The following is a 25,220-nucleotide window of genomic DNA, read 5'->3' as shown; positions in this document are numbered from 1 at the left end:
TTAGCAGATACACTGTGAAACAGAACAGATAAAAGGACATGACATTTTATGCAAACACTCCCGGCCTGGGCGCGGTGGTGCATGGAAAAACCGAAAACAGTCATCGCACTGTTTCTGCTGGCGTGCGTCATCACCGGTTTCGGAGCCGGTAATCTTTATTTCCGCGGAGACTATAAAGTTTTCTTTGAGCCTGATGATCCTCAGAAACTGGCTTATGAAGAAATGCAGAATGTTTTCAGCAAAAGCGAAAATGTTACCTTCCTCATTTTGCCGGATAGTGAAAACGTCTATCAGCCGGAAACCTTCGAACTTATCCATGCCCTCACAGAGGATGCCTGGCATATTCCCATGTCTAACCGGGTGGAATCACTGTCGAATTATCAGTATACCTTTGCCGATGAGGAAGGGCTGGTGGTGCAGGATCTTATTCGCAAAGGGCAAACGGATGAGGCCCATATCAGATGGGTGAGGGAAGTTATTGAACCCATCCAAAATTTACGCGGGCGGCTTATCTCCGACAACGAAGAGATGGCGGTGATCAATGTCACAATTCAGCTACCCGAAGGCGACCAGACTCCCAAGATAATGAAGATCGGGGCGTTCGCCAGAGAGTTAAAAGAGAAATATGAAACCGCCTACCCGGGCCATAAAATTTATCTGTCCGGGATTGTGACAATGAATGACGCATTCGCGCTGACAGCGCAGGATGATGCGTCTACCCTGATCCCGCTTATGTTTATCATCATTGCGGTGATGATTGCACTATTAACACGCTCAAAAGCAGCATCAGCAGTAGTGCTCGTGGTTGTTGGCGGCACGATTGTGATGACGATGGGAATTGCCGGCTGGTGGGGAATTTTTCTGAGTCCCTCTACGGTCAATGTGCCGACCATGGTCACAACGCTTGCTGTCGCTGATTGCCTACACATTATTGTGACTTACCGGCAAAAAATTCAGCAGGGTCTGGCGAAGGAACAGGCACTGGCTGAAAGTATTGTGCTAAACCTCAAGGCGGTTTTACTTACCAGCGGTACCACAGCAATTGGCTTTTTAATGCTGAATTTTGCGGAAGTACCTATTTTATCTCACCTTGGAAATTTAACCGCCGTCGGGGTTGTACTGGCCTGTATTTTGTCTTTGACCGTGCTGCCGGCTATGCTCACTTTACTGCCAGCCCCCCGCGTTAAAGAACAAAATGGCGACGACACTCAGGTTAAAAAACTGGGTGGATGGGTTATCAGCAATCACCGCCGTATTCTGCCTTATTCGGTCATCGTTCTCACTGTGTCGCTGCTGTTCTGCCTGAATAATCGCCTGAATGATGTGGCTGTGGAATACTTCGATTTATCATCACCGTTTCGTCAGTCCGTTGAAATCCAAAAGAAATATATGGGCGGCATGTCGAATATTGATTTTGCTGTTTATACCGGTGAGCCCTATGGCATCAATGACCCGGCGGTGATGAAAGAGGTGGATGCACTGGCCAAATGGTTGCGCTCGCAGCCGGAAGTCAAACATGTGCTGAGTTTTGCTGACATCATCAAGCGCCTCAACATGAATATGCATGATGATGATCCGGCATATTTCACCTTACCTGAATCTAAAGATCTCGCTGCACAGTACCTGTTACTGTACGAAATGTCCTTGCCATATGGTCTCGATCTGAATAACCAGATAGATATCGACAAGTCCGGTGTTCGCATTATTGCCGTGCTGGAAAACCTCGGAAGTGAGGAGTTCACCGAATTTGAGGCGCGGACCAAACGGTGGTTTGGTAAACTGGCACCAGAATTGCGTCTGGAAGCGGCCAGTCCCGCCTTGATGTTCGCGCACATCGGTGCCAGAAACATGGAAAGCATGGTGTGGGGCTCAGTGGCTGCGCTGGTGGTGATTTCACTGTTAATCACTCTTGCACTGCGGTCCTGGCGACTGGGAATAGTCAGCCTGATGGCTAACTTAATGCCGGCTGGTGTGGGCTTTGGAATATGGGGCATGATGTCCGGCGAAATCAATATGGCGCTGTCAGTAGAACTGAGTATGACCATGGGGATTATCGTCGACGACTCTGTACATTTTCTGCTGAAATACCAGGCTGCAAGAAAAGATAATATGAGCGTGCGGGATTCCGTGGAATACGCATTCCGCACCGTAGGCCGGGCCATGATCACCACAACAGTGGTGCTGGCTGCCGGCTTTGGTGTACTGCTGTTGTCTGATTTCCGCCTGAACTCAGACATGGGGTTAATGACAAACATTATCTTCATTGCAGCATTATTTATTGATTTACTCTTCCTGCCCTCATTCCTAATGTGGCTGGATAAAGATAAAAACAAAACAACGAGGGAAGCTACATGAGACAATTACGCAAGCTCTCTTTAGCGTCACTGGCACTGAGTGTGGTGCTGACGACTCCGGTTATTGCAGATGAAGCTTCTGAGAAAGAAGGCCTTCGTATTGCGACAGCGAGAAAAGATGTTAACCGTGGCTGGGAAAATACAGTTGCCAGTATTACCATGACCCTGCGCAATGCCCAGGGGCAGGAAGCCCAGCGGGAAATGCGGGTGAAAACGCTGGAAGTACCCACCGACGGTGATAAGGCGCTGACAATATTTGATTCACCGCGGGATTTAAGCGGCACCGCATTTTTAAGCTTCAGTCATGTTGATGCACCTGACGAGCAGTGGATTTTTCTGCCTGCTGTGAAGCGTGTCCGCCGGATTTCTACCAGCAACAAATCCGGTCCGTTTCTGGGCAGCGAATATGCCTTTGAAGACATGACGTCCTTTGAAATCCCTAAGTTCTCTTACGACTTACTCCGTGAGGACAAGTATCAGGGGGATGATGTCTACGTACTCGAACAAACCCCTATGGATGAATATTCAGGCTATTCAAAACAAATTTTATGGATTGATAAAGAACATTACCGGCCCCGCAAGGTTGAGTTTTTCGACCGCAAGGGTGAAGCGCTTAAAGTACTCGAATTTGAAGATTACAAACTATTTGAGGGGGAGTTCTGGCGACCTCTGCGTAGTTTTATGTACAATCTGCAAACACAAAAATCTACCGAACTGGTTACACACAAACTGGAATTTGGCACAGAATTAGAGGAATCGGACTTTGACAGTAACAGTTTACGCCGGGCGCGCTAACCCCGTCAGACGTTTGTCACTTGTTGCCGCCACACTGGGATTTTCTGCCGGTGCAATGGCTGACATGTCAGATATTGACATTAGTGGCTCAGCCGGTGTGGAAACCCGCTACTTTCTTCAGGATGCAGCGTATCCCGGGCAACCCCGCTCTCAGGCTTCCGTGTTTTTAGAACCTGAAATGTACACGGAATGGAACGACGGCATCGACAGTATACTGTTCAAGCCTTTTGCCCGTCTGGACCAGGAAGATGAGCAGCGCACACACTTTGATTTACGTGAATTAATGTGGATGCACGCAGCTGATAACTGGGAAACCCGTGTCGGCGTAAGCAAGGTATTCTGGGGACAAACGGAATCCATTCACCTGGTCGACATTATTAATCAGACCGACATGGTAGAAAACATCGACGGCGAAGATAAGCTTGGTCAGCCGATGATCAACCTTAACGTGTTCGGCGACTGGGGAACATTGTCCGGTTTTGTCCTGCCATATTTTCGTGAACGTACCTTCCCGGGTGAAGACGGCCGCTTACGTCCGCCTGTTGAAATTCGTGAAAATTCGGCGTTGTATGAATCTGATGATGAACAGAACCATGTGGATTTTGCACTGAGATGGCAACGTTCTCTGGGGGACTGGGAAATTGGCCTGTCTTATTTCGACGGTACAACCCGTGAACCTGAGTTGCTGCAGGCAACCGATGAAAACAGCACGCCGTTTATTCAGCCTTACTATGCCCAAATTGAACAATACGGCGTGGATTTACTGAAAGTGCAGGGCGCCTGGTTGCTCAAGTTTGAAGGGATTTACCGCGCAGGGCAAAGTGAAGATTTTGCCGCCGCAGTGGCCGGCTTTGAGCGCACTTCGGTGGGCGTTTTCGGTACCTCTTATGATCTGGGTGTGCTGATGGAATATCAGTATGATGAGCGTGAAGATAATTTCTTCGCCACCGGTCAGAACGACCTGATGCTGGGACTACGCTGGGTCTGGAATGATATCGACGGTACAGAAATCTTATCCGGCTTCATTCAGGATTTGGATGAAAGTGATACCTACAGTGCTTTTGTTGAAGCTTCAAGCCGTATGACTGACAACTGGCGCTGGAAGATGGACGCTTACTTCTTCTCTTCCGATCAAACCGACGACACGTTTTACTACATGCGCCGTGACGACCACGTACAGGTAGCGCTGGAATATTATTTCTAAGGAAAGGAATTGCAGAGTATGAAAAAAGGAATAGTAACCGCCTTGCTGTTACCGGTGTTAAGTCTTGCAGGCCTTAGTTTCAACGCGCAGGCCACCGAAAGAATGTACGGGCTGGCGACGGTGGGTTATACCGATGCAGAATTTGGCGACACTGAAAATAAAGGCGTGGCGTACAGTCTTGCGCTGGGTCACCAGTTCAGCAGTAAATGGTATGTAGAAGCCGGCTACCAGAATTTACTGGATGAAGAAGGCGATACCGATGCGCTGAAAGCCCAGGGCCTTTATCTGGCAGTGCTGGGTAAAGCGGGCGGGCGTACCGGCGAGTTATACTACAAACTGGGCGTCATGAATGTGGATGTTCAGGGTTTGCAAAGCATTGAAACAGGCAGTTGCCAGGTTAGTGATATTGATTCAATCCCTGAAGGCTTTTGTGCTTACGATGATGGCATTATTGCCGGCATGGCCGGATTGGGCTTTGACTATCACGTCGGTCTGAACAGCATGCTGCGAATGGAAGCATTATACGTTCGTGGACAGGACGATTTCGCTGCCACCGTGCTGAACCTCGGTTTTCGCTACAACTTTAATTAGTCCCTTCGCTGTACGTAAAAGTAATCCATCAGCGGCTGTTACCGTATGAATAGTATGACAGTTGCTGATGGAGTATCTCCCGATGAAAAATGAACTGGAAAGTAAATTTCTGCTTCAGGTGTTCGATAAAATTCGCCAGAGCGGCGAGAAGAAAGACGATAAATATTTGCTTAACGGTATTGTGGCATTCACCGACCATGATGGTTACACCTTATTTATTGAAGATGCTAAGGTGAAGTTGCAGTTCGGCTTTCACAACCAGTACCGTTTTGATTATCCGTCTCAGGATGCTTATGATCAGTTCGAGAAAAAACTGAAAGAAATCGATAAGCAGTATTAGCCTGTTCTGATCGTTTAAGCAGACTCATCGGAGTTTTCCTGCTTTCTTTCGCCTGCCGGTATGCTGGCAGGCGACAAATGAGTACAATAAGCAGCAAATAATTATCCGGATGGTTTGTTTTTGTCTGCTGCTATAAAACCCCCTGTTTTCAAATTTTCCTATCTCGGCCCTAAATATTGGGGCGTCTGGCTGGGTGCCGGCGTGCTTTATCTCTTATTGTGGCTTCCGTTTCCTGTGATCCGCACGCTTGGTGCCGGAACAGGAAAACTCATCGCCCGGCTGTTACCCAAGCGGGTAAATGTAGCCAGACGAAACCTGGCCCTTATGTACCCTGAATTGTCAGCCGGTGAGCAATCAAGGTTGCTGGAAGAAAATATCCGTTGTACGGGAATGGCGCTGTTCGAAACCGGCATGGGCTGGTGGTGGCCGGCGTGGCGGATTAAGAAACACTTTACCGTTGAAGGTTTCGAGCATGTCGAAGCGGCGCTGGCTCAGGGAAGGGGCGTATTTGGTATGGCGCTTCACAACATGAACCTGGAGTTTGCCTGTCGTGGATTGGGCTATGTCCATCCTGCTGTGGGCTTTTATCGAAAGCATGATAATCCGCTGATGGATTATCTTCAGTATCATGGCCGTGCGCGCTCAAATAAGTACATGGTACATAAACGTAATGCTAAAGCCCTGCTCGCAGCGATGGCGGAAAAAGAGCTGTGTTTGTATCTCCCTGATCAGGATTACGGCCGGGCGCAAAGTATCTTTGTACCCTTTGGCGGAGTGAAAGATACGGCAACCACCACGGCAACCCTGATGTTCGTCAGAAGAACTGACAGTGTGCCGCTGATCATCACTTCTCAGTACACGCGGGATGGTTATAAAGTGAAATTTTATCCGCCTCTGGAAGCATTGCGTGAACTGGAAGATGTGCCTGCTTTAACGTTGCTGAATCAGCACATTGAAAAAATTATCGCTGAACAGCCTGAAAGCTATTTGTGGGCGCACAAGCGATTTAAAACACGTCCTGATCCGGATACTCCATCGCTTTACGACTGATGGCTATTTAGTTGTTTAGTAAGATTTTTTCCTCACAAAGTAGCCGTGAAGTCCATTTTCCGTCTATACTGAAACGGGAATAACATGCGCTGTCCGGATGTATTGTATGGCCACTAAACAAAGACAATCAGATGCTGCCTTCTGGGCAAAACACATTGGCGTGGCGCTAGCCACGCTGGTGGTCGCCGGCATTGTGGTTGTGCTTTACGAGCAAAACAAATCATCAGCTCCGCAAAAACCTGAAGAGGAAAAGTCCATTTCACAGGGGCTCAGTGAGTTTTACCGTGAATACCGGATGACGGCCAGCGATCCTATTGAAGATCAGGAAAGCGACTTTGTGGTGGAATTGAACAACGAGGGCGGCAGCCTGGACAGTCAGTTGTCCGGTATGTCCAGCGAACTGAAACCGGCTAATAACCGCTGGGTCGGTGAACACAAGAACCGGAGCTTTAAGCCCGGCAATACCTTACGTGAAGCCATTACCCGTTATGCCCAGCAGGAAGGGATGCAGGTTATCTGGGATCTTGACCAGGACTTTGTCATCAAGTATCACTTTCAGATTGATAACACCATCGTCGGTTCATTATCGGACATTGCCAGTGCCATTGATTCAAACTTTGAAAGCGGAGTAGGCACGTATGTGTGCCCGCAACAACGTTCTCTGGTGGTAACCGATGAAGTGACGCCCTTTCTGAAGAAAAACTGCAACGTTGTAAACTAACATGTCAGTTCAGAGCCCCCGGTGCCCGGGGCTGAAAGGGGCGCCGGCAGAAAGCTTCAGTTCAGGCAAAGACGTCCTGCCAGATTTTCTGTACACCGGCTCTGATATCACTTAAATCCTCTTTTCCTGCATACCTGTGGTCAGCCAGCGTTAACTGGTGATATCTGTCACGCAAATCCAGATACGCTTCCTGTAGCTGACTGGCGGTATCCTCAGTGATTAATCCCGCTTTGCCGGTTTGTTCAATAATGCGAAGATTATCAGGAAAATCCATCAGGCCCGGGTGCTGCGAGGCATAGCCCAGTACCCAGAACTGAGCCATAAACTCAATATCTGTGATCCCGCCGCGACACTGTTTAAGGTCGAGTCCTTCCGCATTATCTTTGAGCAGGTGCTCCCGCATTTTTACCCGCATCTCAGTGATGTCTTTTGCCAGAGAGCCTGTGTCTCTGGGTTTGGCGAGAATCGTTCTGCGGATATCTTCGAAAGACTCAATCACCGCCGCATCGCCGGTAATGGCTCTGGCTCTCACCAGCGCCTGATGTTCCCAGGTCCAGGCGTCTTCCTGCTGATATTTTCTGAATCCGTTGAGATGGCAGCTTAACAGGCCGGCATTGCCCGACGGCCGTAGTCGCAGATCGGTTTCGTACAGTTGTCCGGAAAGGGTTTTAGTGTTCAGCAGATGCATGATGCGCTGAGCCAGCTTAATATAGAACTGAGTGGCATCCAGCGTTCGCTTGCCGGTAGTGTGGCTGTCCTGCGGGGCGTTATGTAAAAACACTAAATCAAGATCGGAGCCGTAGCCCAGTTCAAACCCGCCAAGCTTGCCGTAGCCCACAATAGCAAAACCGGTTTCTCCTTCCTGCAGGTGAGACGGCGGACCGTAACGCTCTGTGGTGTGCTGCCAGGCGCTGTTGAGAACACTCTCCAGTACGACTTCTGCCAGAGCCGTTAACTTGTCACTGACACTGGCTACCGGAAGAGATCCGCTGATATCACTGGCGGCAATGCGCAACTGCTGACAAAGCTTAAACTGACGCCATGTATCCATCAGCAGTTCTACGTCTTCAGGCTCAACACGCAGCAGGCTCTGGCGCAATTCGTCACGGTAAGTATCCAGGCTTTGCCGGTATCCTGTTTTTTGCTGTTGCAGATAAAGTGGCGTCAGCAGTTCGTCCAGCAGAAGAGGGAATCGTTGAATTTGTTCAGCAATCCAGTTACTGCGGTCACACAGTTTCATTAACTGGCGCAGTACATCGGGATTCTCCAGTAACAAATCCAGGTAAGTGGTACGCCCGGTAATCGCACTGATCACATTCAGCACCCGCTGCAGCACGGTTATCATTTTTTCCGGCGCTTCTTCCGACAGAACATACAGGACTTCCGGCATCAGTTTGTTCAGCGTATCCCTGCCACGCTGTCCCAGCCGCGTATGAGTCAGTTTTTCTTTAAAATTGCTGAGGATTGAAAAAATAGTGCGGCCGTCTTCTCCGTCAAACCGTGGTGTGGTCAGTGCACAAAATTCGTCTTCTGTCAGTTCAAGATCCCAGGCGTCCCTGCAGCGCAGAAACACAGAGTCATCTGCGTCATGATTGTCTTCACTGCTGTCGATAAGCTCGCGGAAACGGGTATGAACGCCATGACACACCTTTTCCAGTTCCTGAAGAAAATCATCGTATGAGGAAAAGCCTGTCACTTCTGCGAGTACTGTCCGGCGGAATTCATCAGCCGGAAGGAGCTGAGTTTGCTCATCGTTAATCTGTTGCAGGGTATGCTCGGTTTTCCGCAGGAAAAGATAATGACTGTACAGGGTTTCTATATCATCTTTTTCGGCCAGTGCTAATGCAGCGATGGCGGAGAGTGTGTCGTGTAACCCTTTAACCTGCAAGTCAGGCTCGCGGCCTCCGTGAATCAGCTGGAAGCTCTGGGCAAAGAATTCAATTTCCCTGATGCCGCCGGCACCCAGTTTTATGTTGCCGGTAAGTTGTCTGCGGCGCTGTTCGCTGGCAATTAACCCCTTCATTTCCCGCAGTGACTCTATTGTCGTGAAATCCAGGTACCGGCGGTAAGTAAAGGGTTTAAGAATACTTTCAACCTCAGCACGGTAGGGAGAAGGGGGATTCAGTACGCGGGCCTTAATCATGGCGAAGCGTTCCCAGTGCCGTCCCTGCTCCTGATAGTAATCTTCAAACGCGGCCATATGCATAACCAGCGGTCCGCTGTCACCGAATGGTCTGAGGCGCATGTCTACCCGGAAGACCTGACCGTCCGGCGTGATTTTATTGAGAACATTAATGAGCTTCTGAGCAAGCTTAATGAAAAATTGCTGATGCTCCATAGTTCTTCGTCCGCCTGAGGTTTCGCCTTTTTCCGGATAAACGAAGATTAAATCGATATCTGACGAAAAATTCAGTTCTCTGCCGCCGAGTTTTCCCATACCTAAAATCAGCATGGGCTGCGGGCCTTCGCTCCCTTCAGGTGTGCCGAAACTACGGCAGTGAGTGCTGTAAAGCGCGTCATATGCACAAAGGATCAACGCGTCCGCCAGCGCGGATACCTGTTGTAAGGACGTTTCTATGGATTGCCGGTTCAGCAGATCCCGCCAGGCAATTCTGGCCATGTATTGATTACGGAAGCGGCGTAAAACGCGCATCATTCCGGCTTCATCAAGGTCGTTTAAAAGTGGCTTCAGGCTGTCACTGAAAGCTTCAGCGGTTACCGGAACCGGAGCGTCTGACAGGCAAAATTCAAGGTTTTCCACATCCTGCATACACTGACGAAAGATGAACTCACTGCAGCCTGTTGCCGCTATGACTTCTGCCTGATGTAACTGAATTTGCTCACTCAGAGAATGCCGCTCATTCAGAGCCTGCCAGCAAGCTGTTCCCTTTTCAGTGATAATCCTGTTTTTTACTTCCTTCGTAGGCATAATACATGTTTTCGTCAGAGTGAATGTGCACCGAGTCTGGCACAAGATGCACAGGGTCTCCAGTCCTGTTTAACGTTGAATACGGAGTTAATATTTCATGGATGCACTGGTAAAGCTGAACCCGCTGCCCCACGATTTATGGGTTTATCTGCTGATAGATTTTGGTCTGGCTTTATTGCTGTTAATGGTCATGAAATGGTTGTCCGGTGCGTTCCGCAAGCGCTCTGTAGTAGAAGAGCTGGGTGTGCAGGATAACTTCGCTTTCGGGATCAGCATGGCCGGCGGCATGTTGTCACTGTGTATCGTTGTTGGCTCAGTGGTGGGTCGTCACGTGGGGCAGGGATATCTGGAAGCAACAAAAGGGATGCTGATTTTTGGTTTAACCGGGGTATTACTGGTTAAATTCGGCCGTTATGCCCATGACAAAATTGTGCTGAATAAGCTGGATACCATGGACTTAATCGGAGAGCGCAGTGTCAGTGTTGCCCTTGTTGATGCTGCCAGTCTGATAGCCAGCGCCATTATTTTACGCAGTATGATGTTGTGGGTGGATGGCAGCGATATGAACGCGATTATCGCCATTGTGACCGGCTTTACTGTGGTGCTGGCCCTATTGCTGATGATGACCAGGGTGTATGAAATCCGGTATGCACGGGATAATCAGAACGACTCATTTCAGGGGGCGCTGCGAAAAGGACAACTGGCACTGGCGGTGGAACATGCGGGCAACCTGTTAGGTATCGCGATGATTGTGTCGTCGGCAAGCCACCTGCTGACTTATCATCCGTCAGGCTATGTCAGTAATATTACCGGCTGGCTGGCCACCGGCGTGGTGCTGTCCCTCGCATTACTGGTGCTGGTCACCATCAGTAAGAAGTTATTGCTGTTCGGCCTGAACTACCGCCAGGAGGTGGATCAGCAGCATAACATCGGCGTGGCCTGTCTTGAGTTAACGTTGAGTATCGGGATCGCACTCATTGTGAACGGTGTACTGGCGTTTCTGGATTAAGCTCAGCACGTTTTGAATTGCGAAGTGCAGTCCGGGAAGTCGCCGGGAAGGGCTTTTTTACCGTCAAGCAGGGCGGTTTTCTGCCTTTTACTGAGCTGCTTAAGCCAGTATTCCACTTTCATCGCCGCAGATTTGTCTGTGGCAGATACCACCATCCGGAACACCAGTGGCGCTTTGCCTTTAAGCGCCTTTGCGCCACCTTGTATTTCTCCTCTGTGCTGACGGATCCGTCTGGCCGGGTCTGTTGTGACACCGGTATAGAATTGTCCCAGGCGGTTTTCCACCATATACACATACCATGACGGTGCCTGTGTCTGCTCTTTTACTTTGATGGCTGGTATACTCTGCTGCAACTTTGAAGATAGTCAGAAAAAACATGATTCTACCAGACTTTAGCACAACCCGTATTTTGATTGCCGGCGATATCATGCTTGACCGCTACTGGACTGGCGGAACCGCCCGTATTTCGCCGGAAGCGCCGGTGCCTGTGGTTAACGTAAACAGCACAGAAGACCGGCCGGGCGGGGCAGCTAACGTGGCAATTAATGCCGCTACACTGGGTGCAAAGGTGACGCTGCTGGGTTTGTGCGGCAATGATGATAACGCCGGTATACTCGAACAGCGCCTTTCATTGCACGGTATTTCTCACAAGCTGGTGCGCTGTGAAGGTTACGATACCATTACGAAATTACGGGTGATGAGCCGGAATCAGCAGCTGTTAAGACTGGATTTCGAAAAGAGCTTTGCTGAAGCTGACAAAGCAGCGCTGACTCAGGCTTTTTATAAGGCGCTTCCGGAGCATGACTTGGTCGTATTATCAGACTATGCAAAAGGCTGTCTGACTGATGCGCAGGCATTTATTCAGGCTGCAAAAGAAGCCGGTAAGCAGGTCATAATCGATCCTAAAGGGAATGATTTCAGCCGCTATGCAGGCGCCACGTTAATTACACCTAACCGTGCAGAACTTGAAGCGGTGAAAGGCAGAGCAGACAGTGAAGAAGTTTTAGCTGCTCAGGTTGAATCCTTAAGAGACAGCTTGTCGCTGGAGTCTGTGTTGCTGACCCGTTCAGAGCAGGGCATGACCTTATTTAAACAGGGCGACAGTCCGTTTCATTTGCCGGCAAAGGCCAAAGAAGTGTATGACGTTACCGGTGCCGGTGACACGGTGGTATCTGTACTTGCCGTATCAATGGCGGCAGGCAGCAGTATGGCTGATGCCTGTGTGCTGGCGAATCTGGCTGCCAGTATTGTGGTTGGTAAATCAGGTACATCCACAGTATCGACTACAGAACTTGCTGTGGCGCTGGGAGAGCAGGCCAGCCATCTTGATGGTGGTGTGATGACTGAAGAACAATTGCGTCTGGCGATGAGGCAAGCCCGTCACCGTGGTGAGAGAATTGTCATGACGAACGGTTGTTTCGATATTCTGCATGCGGGTCATGTGAGCTATCTGCAAGCCGCTGCAAAATTAGGTGATCGTCTGATTGTGGCAGTAAACGATGATGCTTCGGTCAGCCGTCTTAAAGGGCCAGGACGCCCTGTTAACAACGTGAGCCGGCGTATGGCCGTGCTTGCAGGGCTCGCCGCGGTAGACTGGGTGGTGCCGTTCAGTGAAGATACGCCGCAGCGCCTGATAGCCGGCCTGCTGCCGGATATCCTCGTTAAAGGCGGTGACTACAAAGTGGAAGAGATTGCCGGCGGCAAAGAAGTCATGGAAAACGGCGGCGAAGTGCGGGTATTGCACTTTGAAGAAGGTGTATCTACCACCGGAATCATCAGCCAGATCGTCAGCGGGCAACAATAAGCTCTTTTATTCGCCAATTTGTCCGGTTAAGGCATGGCGGTTAACCCAGCTTTACGATACCCTTGATGCACACAAGAAGTGGTTTTCAGTATCAGCGGTATAATACATGTACGAAAGTTTTTATGGACTTGATTCCAAGCCGTTCCAGCTAACGCCGGATCCGGCTTTTTTCTTCGCCAGTAAATGGCACAAGCGGGCGATGTCATACCTGCAATACGGGTTGTCTCAGGCGGAAGGATTTATCGTTATCACCGGAGACATCGGTACGGGTAAAACCACTATCGCAAACAGTCTGCTGGCTGAAATTGAAGACGATATTGTTGCTGCACAAATTGTGACACCAAAACTGACACCGGATGAACTGGTGAAGATGGTTGCATCTAAATTCGGTATCAATGTGGCCGGCCTGACTAAAGCCGATATTCTTAAAGAGCTGGAAACGTTTCTGTTTGATTTAAGCAAGCAGGGTCGTCGTGCGCTGTTACTGGTGGATGAAGCGCAAAACCTGCCGCTGGAAACCATCGAAGAGCTGCGTATGCTGTCCAATTTCCAGCAGTTCGGAAAACCGTTACTACAAAGCTTCCTGCTTGGTCAGGAAGAGCTTCAGCCAATTCTGCGCGCACCGAATATGGAGCAGTTCCGTCAACGTATCGTGGCCTCCTGCCACCTGGCCCCGTTGATGGAAGAAGAGACAAAACGTTACATTGAGTACCGCATGCACCATGCGGGCTGGAATGGTGAGTCTTTGTTTTCAGACGAAGCCTTTTCCCGTATTCATCAATTTACCCGCGGTGTACCCCGCAAAATTAACACGCTGATGGACCGTATACTGTTGTTCGGATTCCTTGAGGAACTGGAAACGCTGGACGAAGAAGCGGTAAATACCGTCATCGACGAAGTTAAAGATGAAATGTTTTTGCCGGATGCGCCGGTGATGGACGATGAGTCTGATGATATCGACGAAGATATGGATTTATCTGAAGTGGTTGCCAGTCTGAAAAAGAAAGGCCCTCATCAGAAGCTGGTGACGCCAAAAGGCAAAGAAGTGCAGGATGCTGAGTATTATAAGGCCATGCTGGCTGAGCTGGTGGATGCGCTGGATGACGCTATTGCGCACAAGGTAAAATTGACTCAGTACATTGATAAAATATTGAAAAATAAATATCAGAATGTTGCTCAACTGAAAGAAGAAGATGAAGGCTGAAATCGCGGAACAGGGGGTCAGGCTTAAGCCGGAATAGCGATTCTTAATCCAATAAAAAACGCCGCAATTGCGGCGTTTTTTTTAACTTTCCGGCGTAGATGTTATTCAAAATCGTAGCGGATCGTTATGTTAATCCGGCGTTCATCATAATTAGCACCGTACGCACTGGTTGCCAGAGTCCCTGAGCGGGTTACATAGCCTCCTTCTATATCGGCACTGATGTTTCTACCGAAAGACCGGCGAAGACCCAGCGACGCGAACCACTGTTCGCTGTCACGTTCTGCCCCGTCTCTGGTTTGATCAATAACGCCATAACGAATACTGGTAAGAAAGCTGGAATGACGGCTCAACTTGTAGTTACTGCTAAGTTCAGCTGTGTAGGTTGTGCGTTGTTGAGCTACGTCGAGGTATTCATCATCGGAAAATTGCAAGTTTACCAAAACAGTTCCCCGGCGGCCCTGAAAGCCGAACTCGCCATTCGCGGCTTTTCTGAGGAAAATAGAGTTGGACAATTCGAGGCCCGTAGTAACAAATTGAAGAAACTGTTCGTCCTCTTCCAGTGTGTAATCGAGTGAAGGTGCCTGGAAGCATGCGTCTGCTGTGAAATCTCCGGTCGGGCAGACAAATACTCCTAACGATTGAGGGGTGGCGATCAATTGGCTGAACGAGGTGACCATCTCCGTGTACTTGAGTGCTCCACGTAGTTTGCGGGTATTATAGATGATACCTACATTCGTTGAACGACCATAAAAACGGCGGCCGATAGATGCCTCAACGCTGGTTCGGGGCGTTAAGGCCCACGCTGCATCGATACCCACGAAGACATCACCATCATCACGCAGTACATCTGAGTTTACTTTGTTAGCCGTGACAGATATATAACGGCCAGCAGCCTCACGATAGACTACGCCTAATCCGTAGCTTTTAAACTCGCGTTCGTTAGAAAATTCATCTACCCTGGCAACAAGTTCATTGGCGTCATAGCTGGCAGTTGCACGAACCCCCCAGTCGTTGTAGACCATACTATCCAGTGAGCCAATCACATATTTCCCAGTGTAGTCACCATTGCCTGACTCCTCGGAAGGTTCAAGGTTCGTAATGGTGCCGGATACATTCCAGAAATAATCCTGAGCGCGGGTACCGTTTGTAAGATTCAGGAAACCAATTAAAGAATCATTGTTAAGTCCCGTCAACGGTCTGAATTCAGATTCTTCAGATGTGGTTTTTATGTAGTTTACCGTACCGGCACCACTAACCCATTTCCCTTTAGGAATAGTTAAATCAGCCCCGTATGCTTGTGAGTCGACTCTGGACAAGGATTCCGCATTTAAAAAGTAATCTGAAACGAGAAAGTCTCCAACATTTCCGTTAATGTACTTTTGACTACCGGAAGTCCGGATGTTGAGAATATGCTCTAAGGCTTGCCAATTTGCACGGTATGTAAATTCGGAGAAGGTATCTTTACGAACTACATCTTCAGAGTCGCGCTCAAGGTGAATAACATTGCCAGTTACTATTCCGGAAAAGGTTCGGGAGTTGTAAGCAATTTTAGCTTCAGGCTTAACCGAGAATGATGTTAACTCCTCATTCCGTACCTCTGAGTGACGATTCTGGAAAATTGTTGAGCTTTCCAGAGATGCTGACGTACTTAACCCCTGAGCGTATGACAGATTTGTAGCAATTAACAAAGATACCGGCGCTAATACCGGTAACCATTTTCTTTTTGAACGTAGTTCTCTGCACATGTTAATTGTCTTGCCTTTCGGCGTAGTAGTATCCATAGTAGCCGGTTCCTTCCGGATCGTTATGGACCGACTTGTTAACAACAAAGCCGATTGCCATGTCCGGGTTTAATCGTTCTACCGCATGACGTACATCATTAAGCTTTGATTTGCCTTCCTCGACTACCACAACCGCTTGTCCGGCAAAATTAGCCAGTACCGCTGTTTCAGTGATACCAATTAAGGGAGGTGTATCAAAAATAACGATACGGTCAGGATAGCGGTTAGCAAATTCATTCACAGTTTCAGCCATTTTCTGGCTGGCCAGTAATTCGGTAGTCAGATGGTGAGATTTACCCGCCGGGATGATTTTAAGTTTATCCAGGTTGGTAGGGTAGAGTACATCTGAGATGTCTTCTACTTCACCGGTCAGATATTCCATCAGTCCTTTGCGGCGTTTGAGTCCCAGCGTGTTTAATACGTTAGGCTTGAGCACATCGGCATCTACCAGCAGAACGGTTTTATCCTGTTCTGCAGCGATACTCATCGCAAGGTTACAGGCGGTAAAAGTTTTACCTTCCGACGGGCGACCACTGGTGACCATGATGATGTTGCTGTTATGAAGCGTTGAAGAGATCGGGCCGAAAGCATTGTTGATGAGCTTGCGTTTAATTTCCCGGTATTCTTCGTTAATTTGTTTACGAACCCCGTTTATCGAAATGTGGCCATTTTGTTCAAGCCTTTCAATATCCAGTGTGAGCGGCTCCAGCTGAGTTGGAGAACCACCACGTTTGATCGTTGTAGCGGGACTGGCCTGTTGGTCCTTCTGTTGTTCCGTGACTCTGGGGTCAGCAGCACCACTTTGGGCAGAAAGAGCTTCTTGTTTTTTCTGCGCCTCACGTTGACGTTGAAGGGCTTTTTCAATAGTACTGCTCATTATAAAACACCTTGTAAAAGATCGATGTTAAGCAGTTCTGCACCAACTAATACTCCGTAAACCATTACGAGTAAACCTGACGACAACAGAAACACTGCCATTCGCATCCGGTTTATTTTACGAATTTTCGTGATGTTCAGGTGCGTAACAGTTCCCCAGACAGGATAGTCAGTGATTTGCTGTAGCTGTGACGCACGGATAAGCAGCGGAGAAAGCTGACTTAACAAGAAAGCTAAACCAATACCAAAACCGAAACTCATAAGCAAAACTAAGGTATAAAAAATAACGCGGTATGGGCCGGATGGCTCATTCGGCTTCAGTGGAGGCTCAATAATTCTGAATTGCAATTCCTCGGCGGACACATCTGCTCGTCTGGACAGATCTGCCGACTCCCGTCTTGCAAGCAGGTCTTCGTATTTGCTCTTCGTGATGTCATAGTCACGGTTAAGCGCTGCCGATTCGGCTTCGATTTGCGGAACCAGATCGATTTTAGATTCCAAAGCTGCGATTCGACGTTGCAAGTCCTGCTCTTTAACATTCAGAGCTGCAATTGAGCTTTGATGGCGACTGATTTCAAGCTTAATTTCCTGATTCAGGTCACTCATCGGTACTTCATCATCATCGCCATCGCCGGCATTAAGAAATTCATCAATTTCTTTTTTTCGGGCAGCTTCCAAATTGGCCAGAAGTGCTTTTGACTCAATCACGTCAGGATGCTGGTCAGTAAAGCGTAGCTGTAAATCATCCAGACGCTCTTCCAGCGTTTTTATTCTTTCATCGTAACGGGTTCGCAAGACAGAGTCATTTTGGTTCGTTACAGCAAAACTATCGCCGGCATTTTTTGCCCTCGATAACTGATTTTGCAGGGATTCAACTTGCTGTGTTGTTTGCTTAATCTTGAGCCTGGTAGCTTCCAGGTCATTATTCATGTTTTGCAATGTTGTGTAGAAAGTGCCCTGCAGAGGAAGGATATTATTGTACTGCCGTTTGAATCCGGCAAGTCGCTGCTCTGCCTCAGACAACCTGGATTCGTATTCTGCAATTTGCTCATCGAGGAAACGGTTTGCGGTGTCAGTATCCCGACGGTTGTTACCTAATGCTCCTTCTACGAACAAATTCAGAGTTTCCTGCACCACGGTCTGTGCCATAGCCGGACTTCTATTTTCATAGGCAATAGTAAAAATATTGTCTCTGCCCGTAGAACGTAACTGTATTTGCTGAGACAAATCATTCACCAGGCTATCAAACTGCTGATCAGTAGACGTGGTCAGATCTAAATCGCTTTCACGGGCAATGGTTTCAACATTTGAACGGCTCAGCAAAGTTTTAGCCATCATCTGGATCTCCTGATCCGGATTAGACTGTATGGCCAAACCTTTTAGCAGTGGCTGAAGCACTGACCGTGTATCAACAAACACTACTGCTTGAGAGCGATATACGTCTGGCAATAGTGCTACGTACGCGAAACCCACTGGACAGAGTATCCAGGTGCATATCATAATGATGCGCTTTTTTAACCAAATTCCCTTTAACTGGTCACTCAGTTGACTAAGAGTGCGCTGTAAATCCTGCATTTAATGTCCCAACTACTTTTTACAACTAGAACCAGGCTTCTGGAATGATCACGATGTCGCCAGGCAGAATGTCGACATTCTTGGTAATGTCGCCATTGCGGATGAGTTCATCTATATCGACATCGTAGGTAGTCTGCCGACCATCGACCACGCGAACAAGCTTGGCATCATTACCATCAGCAAATTCTGTTAAACCACCAACAGCAATCATCAGATCTAACAGCGTCATGTTTTCTGTGTAACTGATTGCACGGGGGTTGGTTGCTTCACCAATTACCCGAACCTGTTCGCTTAAGGGACCTGCAAAGTTCTCAACACTGACAGTTACACGGGGGTTGTTAATAAAGGTAGAGAGTTGCTCTTCAAGCTCGCGGGCAAGCATAGAAGGCGTTTTACCGGCTACATCAACATCTTCAACCAGTGAAGTTGTCACTTTACCGTCCGGACGAACGATAAACTGACCAGAAATTTCAGGGTTACGCCAAACAAAAATGGTGAGCGAATCGCCCGGGCCAATGAGATACTGATAATCGTTTACATTGGTTGTCATTGATGGGTGGGCCGTTGCCTCCGGCAACGATGAGTGACTTGTGCATCCAGAAAGGGCTGTCATTGCGCCGACAACCGTCAAACTTAAAACGTGTTTAGACCAGTACATGAGAGTTCATCCTACACTCGATATGATTAATTTTTTTGCCTTAATGTAATTTACCCTACGGCAAATACCACTATAATGCCAACATCTTATGTAGTCTATTACAATAATAACCTTTATCATGAACAAAGATGTTGCAGTATCAGGGGGCCAAGGGTGGCGATAAATAAGCACAACCAGAGTAAACGATCAAATATACTTGTAGTGACCGAAGCTCTGCTCGTGGCGTATATGGCATACATTACGCAGTTCATTTTGGTTCAGATCGGTGTCAGTGAAATAGTCAGTATTGAAAAGCTGGTTGTGAATGTGGGAATGCTGACCGTTTGCATACTCGTTTGCTCACTGTCTGTGGGCCTTTACGAAGCTAAGCTCAGAGAGACTTTCCGCGGTATTATCCGGCGCATATTTGTCAGTGTCGGCTTAAGTTATTTTCTGGTAGAGGTGGTCAGCAGAGCGCTTTTCGACGAACTCACCATGCATTCCTATTTTCTTCCGGCCGCCGTTGCCAGCATCATTATTACGCTGGTGATTTTCCGCTATTTTACAAATCGCCTTGGCTTACTCGGATTAGGCAAAGTGCGCATTGTGGTATTAGGAGCCGGTGAACGGGCTTCTATTATTGAAAAGCGTATGCGCCGTGATGTTGACCGTATCGGATTCGATCTCATGGGATTCATTCCCATACCCGGTGATAACCGTGAAGATGGTATTAAGAAAGAAAAAATTATTCATGTGAAGGTAGACGAAAACTTCCAGCAGTTCATTGCCGAGAATGAAATAGAAGAGATTGTCATCGCTTGCGATCAGCGCCGGGGTACATTGCCCATTGATGTGCTTTTCGAATGCCGATTGCGTGGTATAGAAGTCACAGACCTGCTCGACTTCATGGAGCGCGAGACCGGCCAGATTGTGGTCAATCTGATGTATCCGAGCTGGGTCATTTACTCCAATGGCTTCCATAGTCAGAACTACCTTCGTGATGCTATGGATTACCTGCTTAACGCGTTTCTTGCCTCCTTTGTATTCTTCTTTACCTGGCCATTCATGTTAATTACCGCCACCATCATCTGGCTGGATGATGGACGCCGTACCGGCGCTTCGGTGTTCTACAAACAGGAACGTGTGGGGCTGAATGGTAAGTTGTTTAAAATTATTAAGTTCAGAAGTATGCGGCCTGACGCCGAGAAAGACGGCGCGAAGTGGGCCAGTAAAAATGACGACCGGGTGACCCGGATTGGTCACTTCATCCGTAAGTACCGGGTTGACGAGCTGCCGCAACTGTTCAATGTGTTTAAAGGTGAGATGGCTTTTATCGGTCCGCGCCCTGAACGTCCTGAATTCGTTGAAAAACTTGTTCGTGAAGTACCGTATTATAATCAGCGTCATAACGTTAAGCCGGGCCTGGCAGGCTGGGCGCAGTTAAACTATCCATATGGTGCAAGCGTCGAAGATTCTATGGAAAAACTGAAGTTTGACCTTTATTACGTTAAGCATCAAAGTTTACTGCTGGATATACTTATCCTAATCAGAACCGTAGAAATAGTATTATTCGGCAAAGGTCGCTAACACTACCGGTTCGTTGAGAAACAGGAATGTTGTAGTCAGATCAGGATATATAACATGATAATTAAGACGGGAATGTCAGGTTTCTTGCAGTCACATCCTGCGAGGTTTGTTTTCTTTGCGTTATGTGCATTGACTGTATTGTGGGCAGTAGTCAACTATCCTGTAATGATCACATTATGGCGACATGGTTTTGATGACGGTACCTATTCTCACGCGTTTCTTATCCCCTTTATTTTTCTTTATTTGCTCTATGAGCTCGCCACCAGGGGGGAGCTCGCCCCCCGTCAGGCTATTTTCTGGCCAGCTGTTGTTTCCTTTGTTGTTTTATTTTTCGCATACTATTTTTCCATTGCAGCGCAACTGAGCCTGGTGGTATGGGTACTGTCTCTGGCGTTGCTGGCGAACAGCTTCTGGTTGATGGTGCCTTTCACTGCCGGTCTGGTTTACACTTTAGCGTTTCTGTTGTTTATGTACCCTTTGTGGGGTGCGTTACAGTTTGTACTTCAACATCTTTCCGTCTTTGCTGTAATGAAGATCATGGGGATCACAGGTATTCCGACTTACGTGGAGAATACCTCGGTAATGATTCCTGAAGGTACTTTTGTGATTGCCGGCGGCTGCAGTGGATTACGTTACTTCATTGTGGCTCTGGCTATCGGCTCTTTGTTTGTGTTTCTCAACTTGAGAAATAAAGTATCCATTGCAAAATTCATGACGGTAGCCATTGCCGGCGCTTTGATCACCAACTGGATCAGGATCGTTGCGTTGATTCTCATTGGACATTCTACAAACATGGAAAGCGAGTTGATGCAGGACCACAATAGTTTTGGCTGGTACATATTCGCACCGTTCATTTTTCTTCTTTTCTGGTATGGTGAAAAGCTGGTGAAGAAGGAGCCGGCGGCAGGAGATACGTCAGTTGAGCAACATGCCAGTGGTTTTACTTTGCATAAACCGGTGATTGCTATCTCTGCATGTTTTCTTATTCTGACTTCCGCGGCTCTGCAACTAACCTTAACCGCTGATCCCGCTACAGTTGACCAGACTTGTAAAGGTTTGTCTTCGATTGATGATGATTATGCACCGGTCCTGCCATACAAAGGGACTGTCTGCGTTAAAGAGCAACGATCTCAGGGTTACGCATTTGATACGCTGAGTATATTGTTTGACGGTTCCGACCTGGATGGAAAACCTACACAGTATCAGGTGAAGTCTGTACCTGCAGAATGGCAGGAAACAGACCGGATGACAGACGGTAGCTGGACTATTCAACTGGTCAGTGACGGACGGCAGCTTCATTTATTTGCGCACAGCTTTATTGCGCCCGGCATTCAGGTGGCTTCTGCAGGTGAGATGAAAAAGCAACGTATTGAAAATGCAATAAGTGCTGAGCGGCGCTCTGGCCTGTTATGGGCTCATACTATTTGTGACAGTAACTGTAATGCTTTAACCGGCAAGTGGCAGTTGATCGCTGAAGCTTTTGAATATCAGCGATACTAACCACTATGCACTTGCGCGTTATTGATACACCGGAGGAGGCTTTCAATGTAAAGCCACTCTGGCAGGATTTGTATCAGCGGGCAGAGAATGCACATATTTTCCTCAGTCCTGCGTGGAATCTCACCTGGCTCGACACTTACCGGCACCTGATATCACGGTTACAGTTCCTTTGTGTTTTCCATAGCGATGGTCAAATGATCGCTGTTCTGCCTTTGTATGAACGTAAAGGCGAGCCCTTCCGTTTACGTTTTACCGGCACCGGTGAGCCTGAAGAAAGCGAAGTATTCAGTGAATATCACGATGTGCTGGTATGCAGAGAGCATGTTGATACTGTCACGGCTATTCTTATCGAAGCCATCAAATCAACCGGCAAAGGGCTGGTGCTTAACAACGTAAAACATGATGCTTTGTTGTTGCGGTTAGCCGACGAAGCTTATCCGCCGTCCCTGGTTGATAATACAGTGGCCCAGAAACGTTACTTCATGAACCTTGAAGATGACGGTTTAGCGGGAACAAAGCTCAGAAAGAAGGCAAAGCGCTACTATAACCTGTTTACCCGCTTAGGTGGTCAGCTGCATATATGCAGCGATCCGGCGTCGCTGGATGCGTTCTATTCTGTGCTCACAGATTTACACCGGTTGCGCTGGGAAGGGGAGCAGCAAAACACCATTTTTGATGAAGTGTATTTCAACCGCTTTCATCAGTCTCTGGCCGGCCAATTGTTGAAGCAGGGTACTTTACTGCTGGCTTATGCCGAAGTCGGCGGAAAGCCTGTGAGTGCATTTTACGGCATGAAGTCCGGTGATTCTGTTTACTTTTATCAGGGCGGTATTGATAGCGGATTCAGCCCGAATATATCTCCCGGCACCCTTATTCATTATTTAATGGCAGAATATGCCGCAGGGCAGGGGATGAAGGGATATGACTTTCTTAGCAGCGGTGTGAAACAAAGCTATAAACAGTCGCTGACAGAGTTTTCTGAACCCGTTTACAGTATGACTGCTTATGCATCAGGATGGCAGAAGCTGGTAATAAAGGCTTTGGCATTCGCCTCCGGCGTTGCCCGTAAAGCCGGATTGCGTTAACGCAATCCAACTCACCGTATTGAAAGCGCGCTGAGGAAGCCCTGCGCGCAATTTTCCCATGTGTACTCTGACACAGAATGACGCAAGGCAGCGTTATCCCAGTCTTTCTCCAGCGCTTTTTGCATAGCATCAGCCAGCGTTGAAGCATTGAGCTCCTGCACCAGGATGCCGTTTTCTCCGTCACGGACAATTTCAGGGATCCCGCCTACTGCGGTGGCAACAGGTGGCACGCCTGCCGCCAGGGATTCCATGATGACATTAGGCACCCCTTCACGGTAACTTGGCAATACAAGGGCTCTCGCGTTCGCCAGAAGAGCCGGAATATCGTCGTGCAGAACAGCACCATGAAAAGTAACAATATCATCAAGGTTATTGCTGCTGATTTGTGCTTTAAGCTTATCGCTCTCGGGCCCTTTACCCACAATATCAAGGGTAAAATCAAGACCTCTGGCTTTCAGGAGAGCTGCGGCACCGGCCAGTTCATACACCCCTTTTGTCGTCAGCAGGTTGCCTATAAACAGGAACGACTTACTGTGGGTTGAGGCATCACTCAAGGTGAATTTATCGAAGCTGACGCCGTTGTAAACCACGTTGCAGCGGGTAGACGCCGTAGCCAGAGGAACGATTTTCCCGGCAAGATCGCGACTGACCGTTATCACTTCATCTGCACGGTCAAATGCACGCAGCATCTGTTTTTGTCTGGCAGAGTGCCGGAAGTGATAATTGATATCTGTGCCCACGCAATGAATGGCGACTTTGCGATTTCCCCATTTTTTGAACAGGCTGGCAATCACGCCTTCAGGATATGCCCAACTGGCAACAATGTGTTTTGCCTTTAAGAGTTTTACGAGGGGAAATACACATAAGAGCATCGACAGGAATAAGGTCAATGCATAGGTACGGCGGCCAAAGCCAGGCAGAAAGAAAAAGGGAAACAAAGTGGCCTCTGAATTTTTCAGATTTCTTTTCAGAAGCTGTCTGAACCACACCGGAGCTGGTACCGGCGTGAGTACATCCACATCGCAGTGCTTTCTTAACGCTGATACGATTTGCTTATTGTAAGCGGCCCGCGCCGGCTCCCAGGGAAGAGGGTACAGGTTGGTAAAATAAACAATGTGTTCTTTCTGCATGGATTAACTGACTGCGTTCAAATAAGTTCGGGATACCTGCTCAATCGAATAGGATTCTTCCACGAGTTGTTTTCCGTTTCTGGCGAGCATTTGCCATTGTTCAGGACTGGAGGCCATGGTTTTCATGACTTCGCTGAGAGCGGCGGTGTCGTCTTTACTGAAAAGGCAAAAATGATAGCGTTTGTCGAGGTTCGGTATTTCACCTACCGGCGTTGAAATGGCAGGCTTTCCTCTTGCCAGCGCTTCAATAAGGGCCATCGGAAGCCCTTCAGTGGTTGAATTGATCACCAGACAATCCACATGCCGGTATATCTCATCTTCATCAAGAACATTTCCATGCAGCACAACACGATGTTGTAAATTGTGTTTTGCCACAGCAGCTTCCACCGCCGGCCTTTCCGGTCCGTCACCAAATAAATGTAATTCAGATTGCGGTATATCAGCCTGTGCAAATGCGTTGACCACTTTATCAATTTGCTTCAGGGGAACCATCCGGGCAACGCAAGCAAACTTAAACGGTGTAGCAGGTGCGGTAATGTCGCCCTTGCTTAACAACACGCCATTAGGAATAACGTCTGTTCTGGCCGGTTCCCAGTTGTAGCGCTGTTTAACACTTTGTTTAACCTTTTCTGAAACAGCAAAGTCTCTGTTTATATAAAGTGCCCCCAGCCAGTGACTGAGGCGCATGCCCTTTTGATCGGGGGAGTCTTCACCGTGATGCGTGTACAGAACTTTTTTACCCATAAGAAAAGGGAAAATTGGCATAAAAGCGCGGATTACTGCTGGCGAGTGAATGTGTATCACATCGAAGCCTTTTAAGATACGAATCGATCTGACCAGTCTGCGAATGAGGCCTTCAGTATTATTAATTACGCGGATGCCACGGCTCTCGAGTACTGACTGAAAAGGTTCTTCAGGTTTACCGAAGCTTAAAGCCGCCACTTTATAACCATTAGCGTGTTGACACGTTAATAAGTTAACGGCGCATTTTTCCGCACCGCCAACCTGAAGGCTGCTCACGCAATGAAGGATTCTGGGGTTTGTCATG

Annotated in this window: 21 protein-coding genes; 13 read left to right on the top strand and 8 right to left on the bottom strand. The window is 48.2% G+C overall.

What is annotated here, in order from left to right; genetic code table 11:
* Window positions 1-81: 81 nt before the first annotated feature.
* The 7 genes from ACXAG2_RS15655 (at window position 82) to ACXAG2_RS15625 (ending at window position 7,055) form a co-directional block, all read left to right on the top strand.
* Window positions 82-2,355: an efflux RND transporter permease subunit gene (locus ACXAG2_RS15655; protein ID WP_474868438.1), complete on the top strand. Its 2,274-nt coding sequence runs from the start codon at window positions 82-84 to the stop codon at window positions 2,353-2,355.
* A complete protein-coding gene (locus ACXAG2_RS15650; protein ID WP_303572986.1) occupies window positions 2,352-3,149 on the top strand; it encodes an outer membrane lipoprotein-sorting protein in 798 nt (265 codons plus the stop codon). The genes ACXAG2_RS15655 and ACXAG2_RS15650 overlap by 4 nt, the downstream gene beginning before the upstream one ends.
* Complete coding sequence (locus ACXAG2_RS15645) at window positions 3,118-4,353, top strand: hypothetical protein (protein ID WP_474868436.1); 1,236 nt, start codon at window positions 3,118-3,120, stop codon at window positions 4,351-4,353. Before ACXAG2_RS15650 ends, ACXAG2_RS15645 begins: the two co-directional genes overlap by 32 nt.
* A gap of 18 nt (window positions 4,354-4,371) precedes the next feature.
* Window positions 4,372-4,944: an outer membrane beta-barrel protein gene (locus ACXAG2_RS15640; protein ID WP_119502070.1), complete on the top strand. Its 573-nt coding sequence runs from the start codon at window positions 4,372-4,374 to the stop codon at window positions 4,942-4,944.
* A gap of 82 nt (window positions 4,945-5,026) precedes the next feature.
* Window positions 5,027-5,284, top strand: a complete 258-nt coding sequence (locus ACXAG2_RS15635; protein WP_474847823.1) for a DUF3081 domain-containing protein — start codon at window positions 5,027-5,029, stop codon at window positions 5,282-5,284.
* Window positions 5,285-5,404: 120 nt separating this feature from the next.
* On the top strand, window positions 5,405-6,334 hold the full coding sequence (gene lpxL, locus ACXAG2_RS15630; protein WP_474868433.1) for an LpxL/LpxP family Kdo(2)-lipid IV(A) lauroyl/palmitoleoyl acyltransferase: 930 nt from the start codon (window positions 5,405-5,407) through the stop codon (window positions 6,332-6,334).
* A gap of 106 nt (window positions 6,335-6,440) precedes the next feature.
* Window positions 6,441-7,055: a TcpQ domain-containing protein gene (locus ACXAG2_RS15625; RefSeq protein WP_474868430.1), complete on the top strand. Its 615-nt coding sequence runs from the start codon at window positions 6,441-6,443 to the stop codon at window positions 7,053-7,055.
* Between the two features lie 61 nt (window positions 7,056-7,116).
* Here the strand turns inward: ACXAG2_RS15625 and glnE are convergent, their stop codons facing one another.
* Window positions 7,117-9,984: a bifunctional [glutamate--ammonia ligase]-adenylyl-L-tyrosine phosphorylase/[glutamate--ammonia-ligase] adenylyltransferase gene (gene glnE, locus ACXAG2_RS15620; protein WP_474868428.1), complete on the bottom strand. Its 2,868-nt coding sequence runs from the start codon at window positions 9,982-9,984 to the stop codon at window positions 7,117-7,119.
* A gap of 97 nt (window positions 9,985-10,081) precedes the next feature.
* On the opposite strand from glnE, the gene ACXAG2_RS15615 reads away from it, so the two are divergent.
* Window positions 10,082-10,993, top strand: a complete 912-nt coding sequence (locus tag ACXAG2_RS15615; protein WP_119502065.1) for a DUF350 domain-containing protein — start codon at window positions 10,082-10,084, stop codon at window positions 10,991-10,993.
* A 2-nt stretch (window positions 10,994-10,995) separates the two neighbouring features.
* Here the strand turns inward: ACXAG2_RS15615 and ACXAG2_RS15610 are convergent, their stop codons facing one another.
* On the bottom strand, window positions 10,996-11,346 hold the full coding sequence (locus ACXAG2_RS15610; RefSeq protein WP_474868426.1) for a GIY-YIG nuclease family protein: 351 nt from the start codon (window positions 11,344-11,346) through the stop codon (window positions 10,996-10,998).
* Window positions 11,347-11,369: 23 nt separating this feature from the next.
* Between ACXAG2_RS15610 and hldE the strand changes: the two genes are divergently transcribed.
* Both hldE and ACXAG2_RS15600 read left to right on the top strand, forming a co-directional pair.
* On the top strand, window positions 11,370-12,797 hold the full coding sequence (gene hldE, locus ACXAG2_RS15605; protein ID WP_474868424.1) for a bifunctional D-glycero-beta-D-manno-heptose-7-phosphate kinase/D-glycero-beta-D-manno-heptose 1-phosphate adenylyltransferase HldE: 1,428 nt from the start codon (window positions 11,370-11,372) through the stop codon (window positions 12,795-12,797).
* 106 nt (window positions 12,798-12,903) lie between these two features.
* Complete coding sequence (locus tag ACXAG2_RS15600) at window positions 12,904-14,001, top strand: XrtA/PEP-CTERM system-associated ATPase (protein ID WP_474868423.1); 1,098 nt, start codon at window positions 12,904-12,906, stop codon at window positions 13,999-14,001.
* A 101-nt stretch (window positions 14,002-14,102) separates the two neighbouring features.
* Here ACXAG2_RS15600 and ACXAG2_RS15595 read toward each other — a convergent pair whose 3' ends face one another.
* The 4 genes from ACXAG2_RS15595 to ACXAG2_RS15580 are packed head-to-tail and all read right to left on the bottom strand — an operon-like array spanning window position 14,103 to window position 18,846.
* The gene (locus ACXAG2_RS15595) at window positions 14,103-15,782 is read right to left on the bottom strand and encodes a porin family protein (protein ID WP_474868422.1); all 1,680 of its coding nucleotides are present in this window, start codon (window positions 15,780-15,782) and stop codon (window positions 14,103-14,105) included.
* Complete coding sequence (locus ACXAG2_RS15590) at window positions 15,748-16,659, bottom strand: XrtA-associated tyrosine autokinase (protein ID WP_474868420.1); 912 nt, start codon at window positions 16,657-16,659, stop codon at window positions 15,748-15,750. The genes ACXAG2_RS15595 and ACXAG2_RS15590 overlap by 35 nt, the downstream gene beginning before the upstream one ends.
* Window positions 16,659-18,233: an XrtA system polysaccharide chain length determinant gene (locus tag ACXAG2_RS15585; RefSeq protein WP_474868417.1), complete on the bottom strand. Its 1,575-nt coding sequence runs from the start codon at window positions 18,231-18,233 to the stop codon at window positions 16,659-16,661. Before ACXAG2_RS15585 ends, ACXAG2_RS15590 begins: the two co-directional genes overlap by 1 nt.
* Before the next feature lie 25 nt (window positions 18,234-18,258).
* Entirely contained in the window at window positions 18,259-18,846 is a 588-nt protein-coding gene (locus ACXAG2_RS15580; protein ID WP_474868556.1) for an XrtA/PEP-CTERM system exopolysaccharide export protein, read from the bottom strand.
* A 198-nt stretch (window positions 18,847-19,044) separates the two neighbouring features.
* Between ACXAG2_RS15580 and ACXAG2_RS15575 the strand changes: the two genes are divergently transcribed.
* The 3 genes from ACXAG2_RS15575 to ACXAG2_RS15565 are packed head-to-tail and all read left to right on the top strand — an operon-like array spanning window position 19,045 to window position 23,042.
* Window positions 19,045-20,457: a TIGR03013 family XrtA/PEP-CTERM system glycosyltransferase gene (locus ACXAG2_RS15575; protein ID WP_474868416.1), complete on the top strand. Its 1,413-nt coding sequence runs from the start codon at window positions 19,045-19,047 to the stop codon at window positions 20,455-20,457.
* 54 nt (window positions 20,458-20,511) lie between these two features.
* Window positions 20,512-21,957: an exosortase gene (gene xrt, locus ACXAG2_RS15570; RefSeq protein ID WP_474868414.1), complete on the top strand. Its 1,446-nt coding sequence runs from the start codon at window positions 20,512-20,514 to the stop codon at window positions 21,955-21,957.
* Between the two features lie 5 nt (window positions 21,958-21,962).
* Window positions 21,963-23,042, top strand: a complete 1,080-nt coding sequence (locus ACXAG2_RS15565; protein ID WP_474868412.1) for a GNAT family N-acetyltransferase — start codon at window positions 21,963-21,965, stop codon at window positions 23,040-23,042.
* A gap of 11 nt (window positions 23,043-23,053) precedes the next feature.
* On the opposite strand, the gene ACXAG2_RS15560 is transcribed toward ACXAG2_RS15565, so the two are convergent.
* Window positions 23,054-24,172: a glycosyltransferase gene (locus ACXAG2_RS15560; RefSeq protein WP_474868410.1), complete on the bottom strand. Its 1,119-nt coding sequence runs from the start codon at window positions 24,170-24,172 to the stop codon at window positions 23,054-23,056.
* 3 nt (window positions 24,173-24,175) lie between these two features.
* Window positions 24,176-25,219, bottom strand: a complete 1,044-nt coding sequence (locus ACXAG2_RS15555) for a glycosyltransferase family 4 protein (RefSeq protein ID WP_474868408.1) — start codon at window positions 25,217-25,219, stop codon at window positions 24,176-24,178.
* Window position 25,220: the final 1 nt, after the last annotated feature.

This window comes from Alteromonas sp. ABH4_456 (assembly GCF_056160645.1).
This window is presented reverse-complemented; position numbering and strand designations above follow the sequence as displayed.

Coding starts and splice junctions, on each gene's coding strand:
- ACXAG2_RS15650 (WP_303572986.1), top strand. CDS start 2,352: ATGAGACAATTACGCAAGCTCTCTTTAGCGTCACTGGCACTGAGTGTG.
- ACXAG2_RS15600 (WP_474868423.1), top strand. CDS start 12,904: ATGTACGAAAGTTTTTATGGACTTGATTCCAAGCCGTTCCAGCTAACG.
- xrt (WP_474868414.1), top strand. CDS start 20,512: ATGATAATTAAGACGGGAATGTCAGGTTTCTTGCAGTCACATCCTGCG.
- ACXAG2_RS15565 (WP_474868412.1), top strand. CDS start 21,963: ATGCACTTGCGCGTTATTGATACACCGGAGGAGGCTTTCAATGTAAAG.
- ACXAG2_RS15640 (WP_119502070.1), top strand. CDS start 4,372: ATGAAAAAAGGAATAGTAACCGCCTTGCTGTTACCGGTGTTAAGTCTT.
- hldE (WP_474868424.1), top strand. CDS start 11,370: ATGATTCTACCAGACTTTAGCACAACCCGTATTTTGATTGCCGGCGAT.
- ACXAG2_RS15590 (WP_474868420.1), bottom strand. CDS start 16,659: ATGAGCAGTACTATTGAAAAAGCCCTTCAACGTCAACGTGAGGCGCAG.
- glnE (WP_474868428.1), bottom strand. CDS start 9,984: ATGCCTACGAAGGAAGTAAAAAACAGGATTATCACTGAAAAGGGAACA.
- ACXAG2_RS15595 (WP_474868422.1), bottom strand. CDS start 15,782: ATGGATACTACTACGCCGAAAGGCAAGACAATTAACATGTGCAGAGAA.
- ACXAG2_RS15655 (WP_474868438.1), top strand. CDS start 82: ATGGAAAAACCGAAAACAGTCATCGCACTGTTTCTGCTGGCGTGCGTC.
- ACXAG2_RS15585 (WP_474868417.1), bottom strand. CDS start 18,233: ATGCAGGATTTACAGCGCACTCTTAGTCAACTGAGTGACCAGTTAAAG.
- ACXAG2_RS15625 (WP_474868430.1), top strand. CDS start 6,441: ATGGCCACTAAACAAAGACAATCAGATGCTGCCTTCTGGGCAAAACAC.
- ACXAG2_RS15580 (WP_474868556.1), bottom strand. CDS start 18,846: ATGACAGCCCTTTCTGGATGCACAAGTCACTCATCGTTGCCGGAGGCA.
- ACXAG2_RS15615 (WP_119502065.1), top strand. CDS start 10,082: ATGGATGCACTGGTAAAGCTGAACCCGCTGCCCCACGATTTATGGGTT.
- ACXAG2_RS15635 (WP_474847823.1), top strand. CDS start 5,027: ATGAAAAATGAACTGGAAAGTAAATTTCTGCTTCAGGTGTTCGATAAA.
- ACXAG2_RS15555 (WP_474868408.1), bottom strand. CDS start 25,219: ATGACAAACCCCAGAATCCTTCATTGCGTGAGCAGCCTTCAGGTTGGC.
- ACXAG2_RS15560 (WP_474868410.1), bottom strand. CDS start 24,172: ATGCAGAAAGAACACATTGTTTATTTTACCAACCTGTACCCTCTTCCC.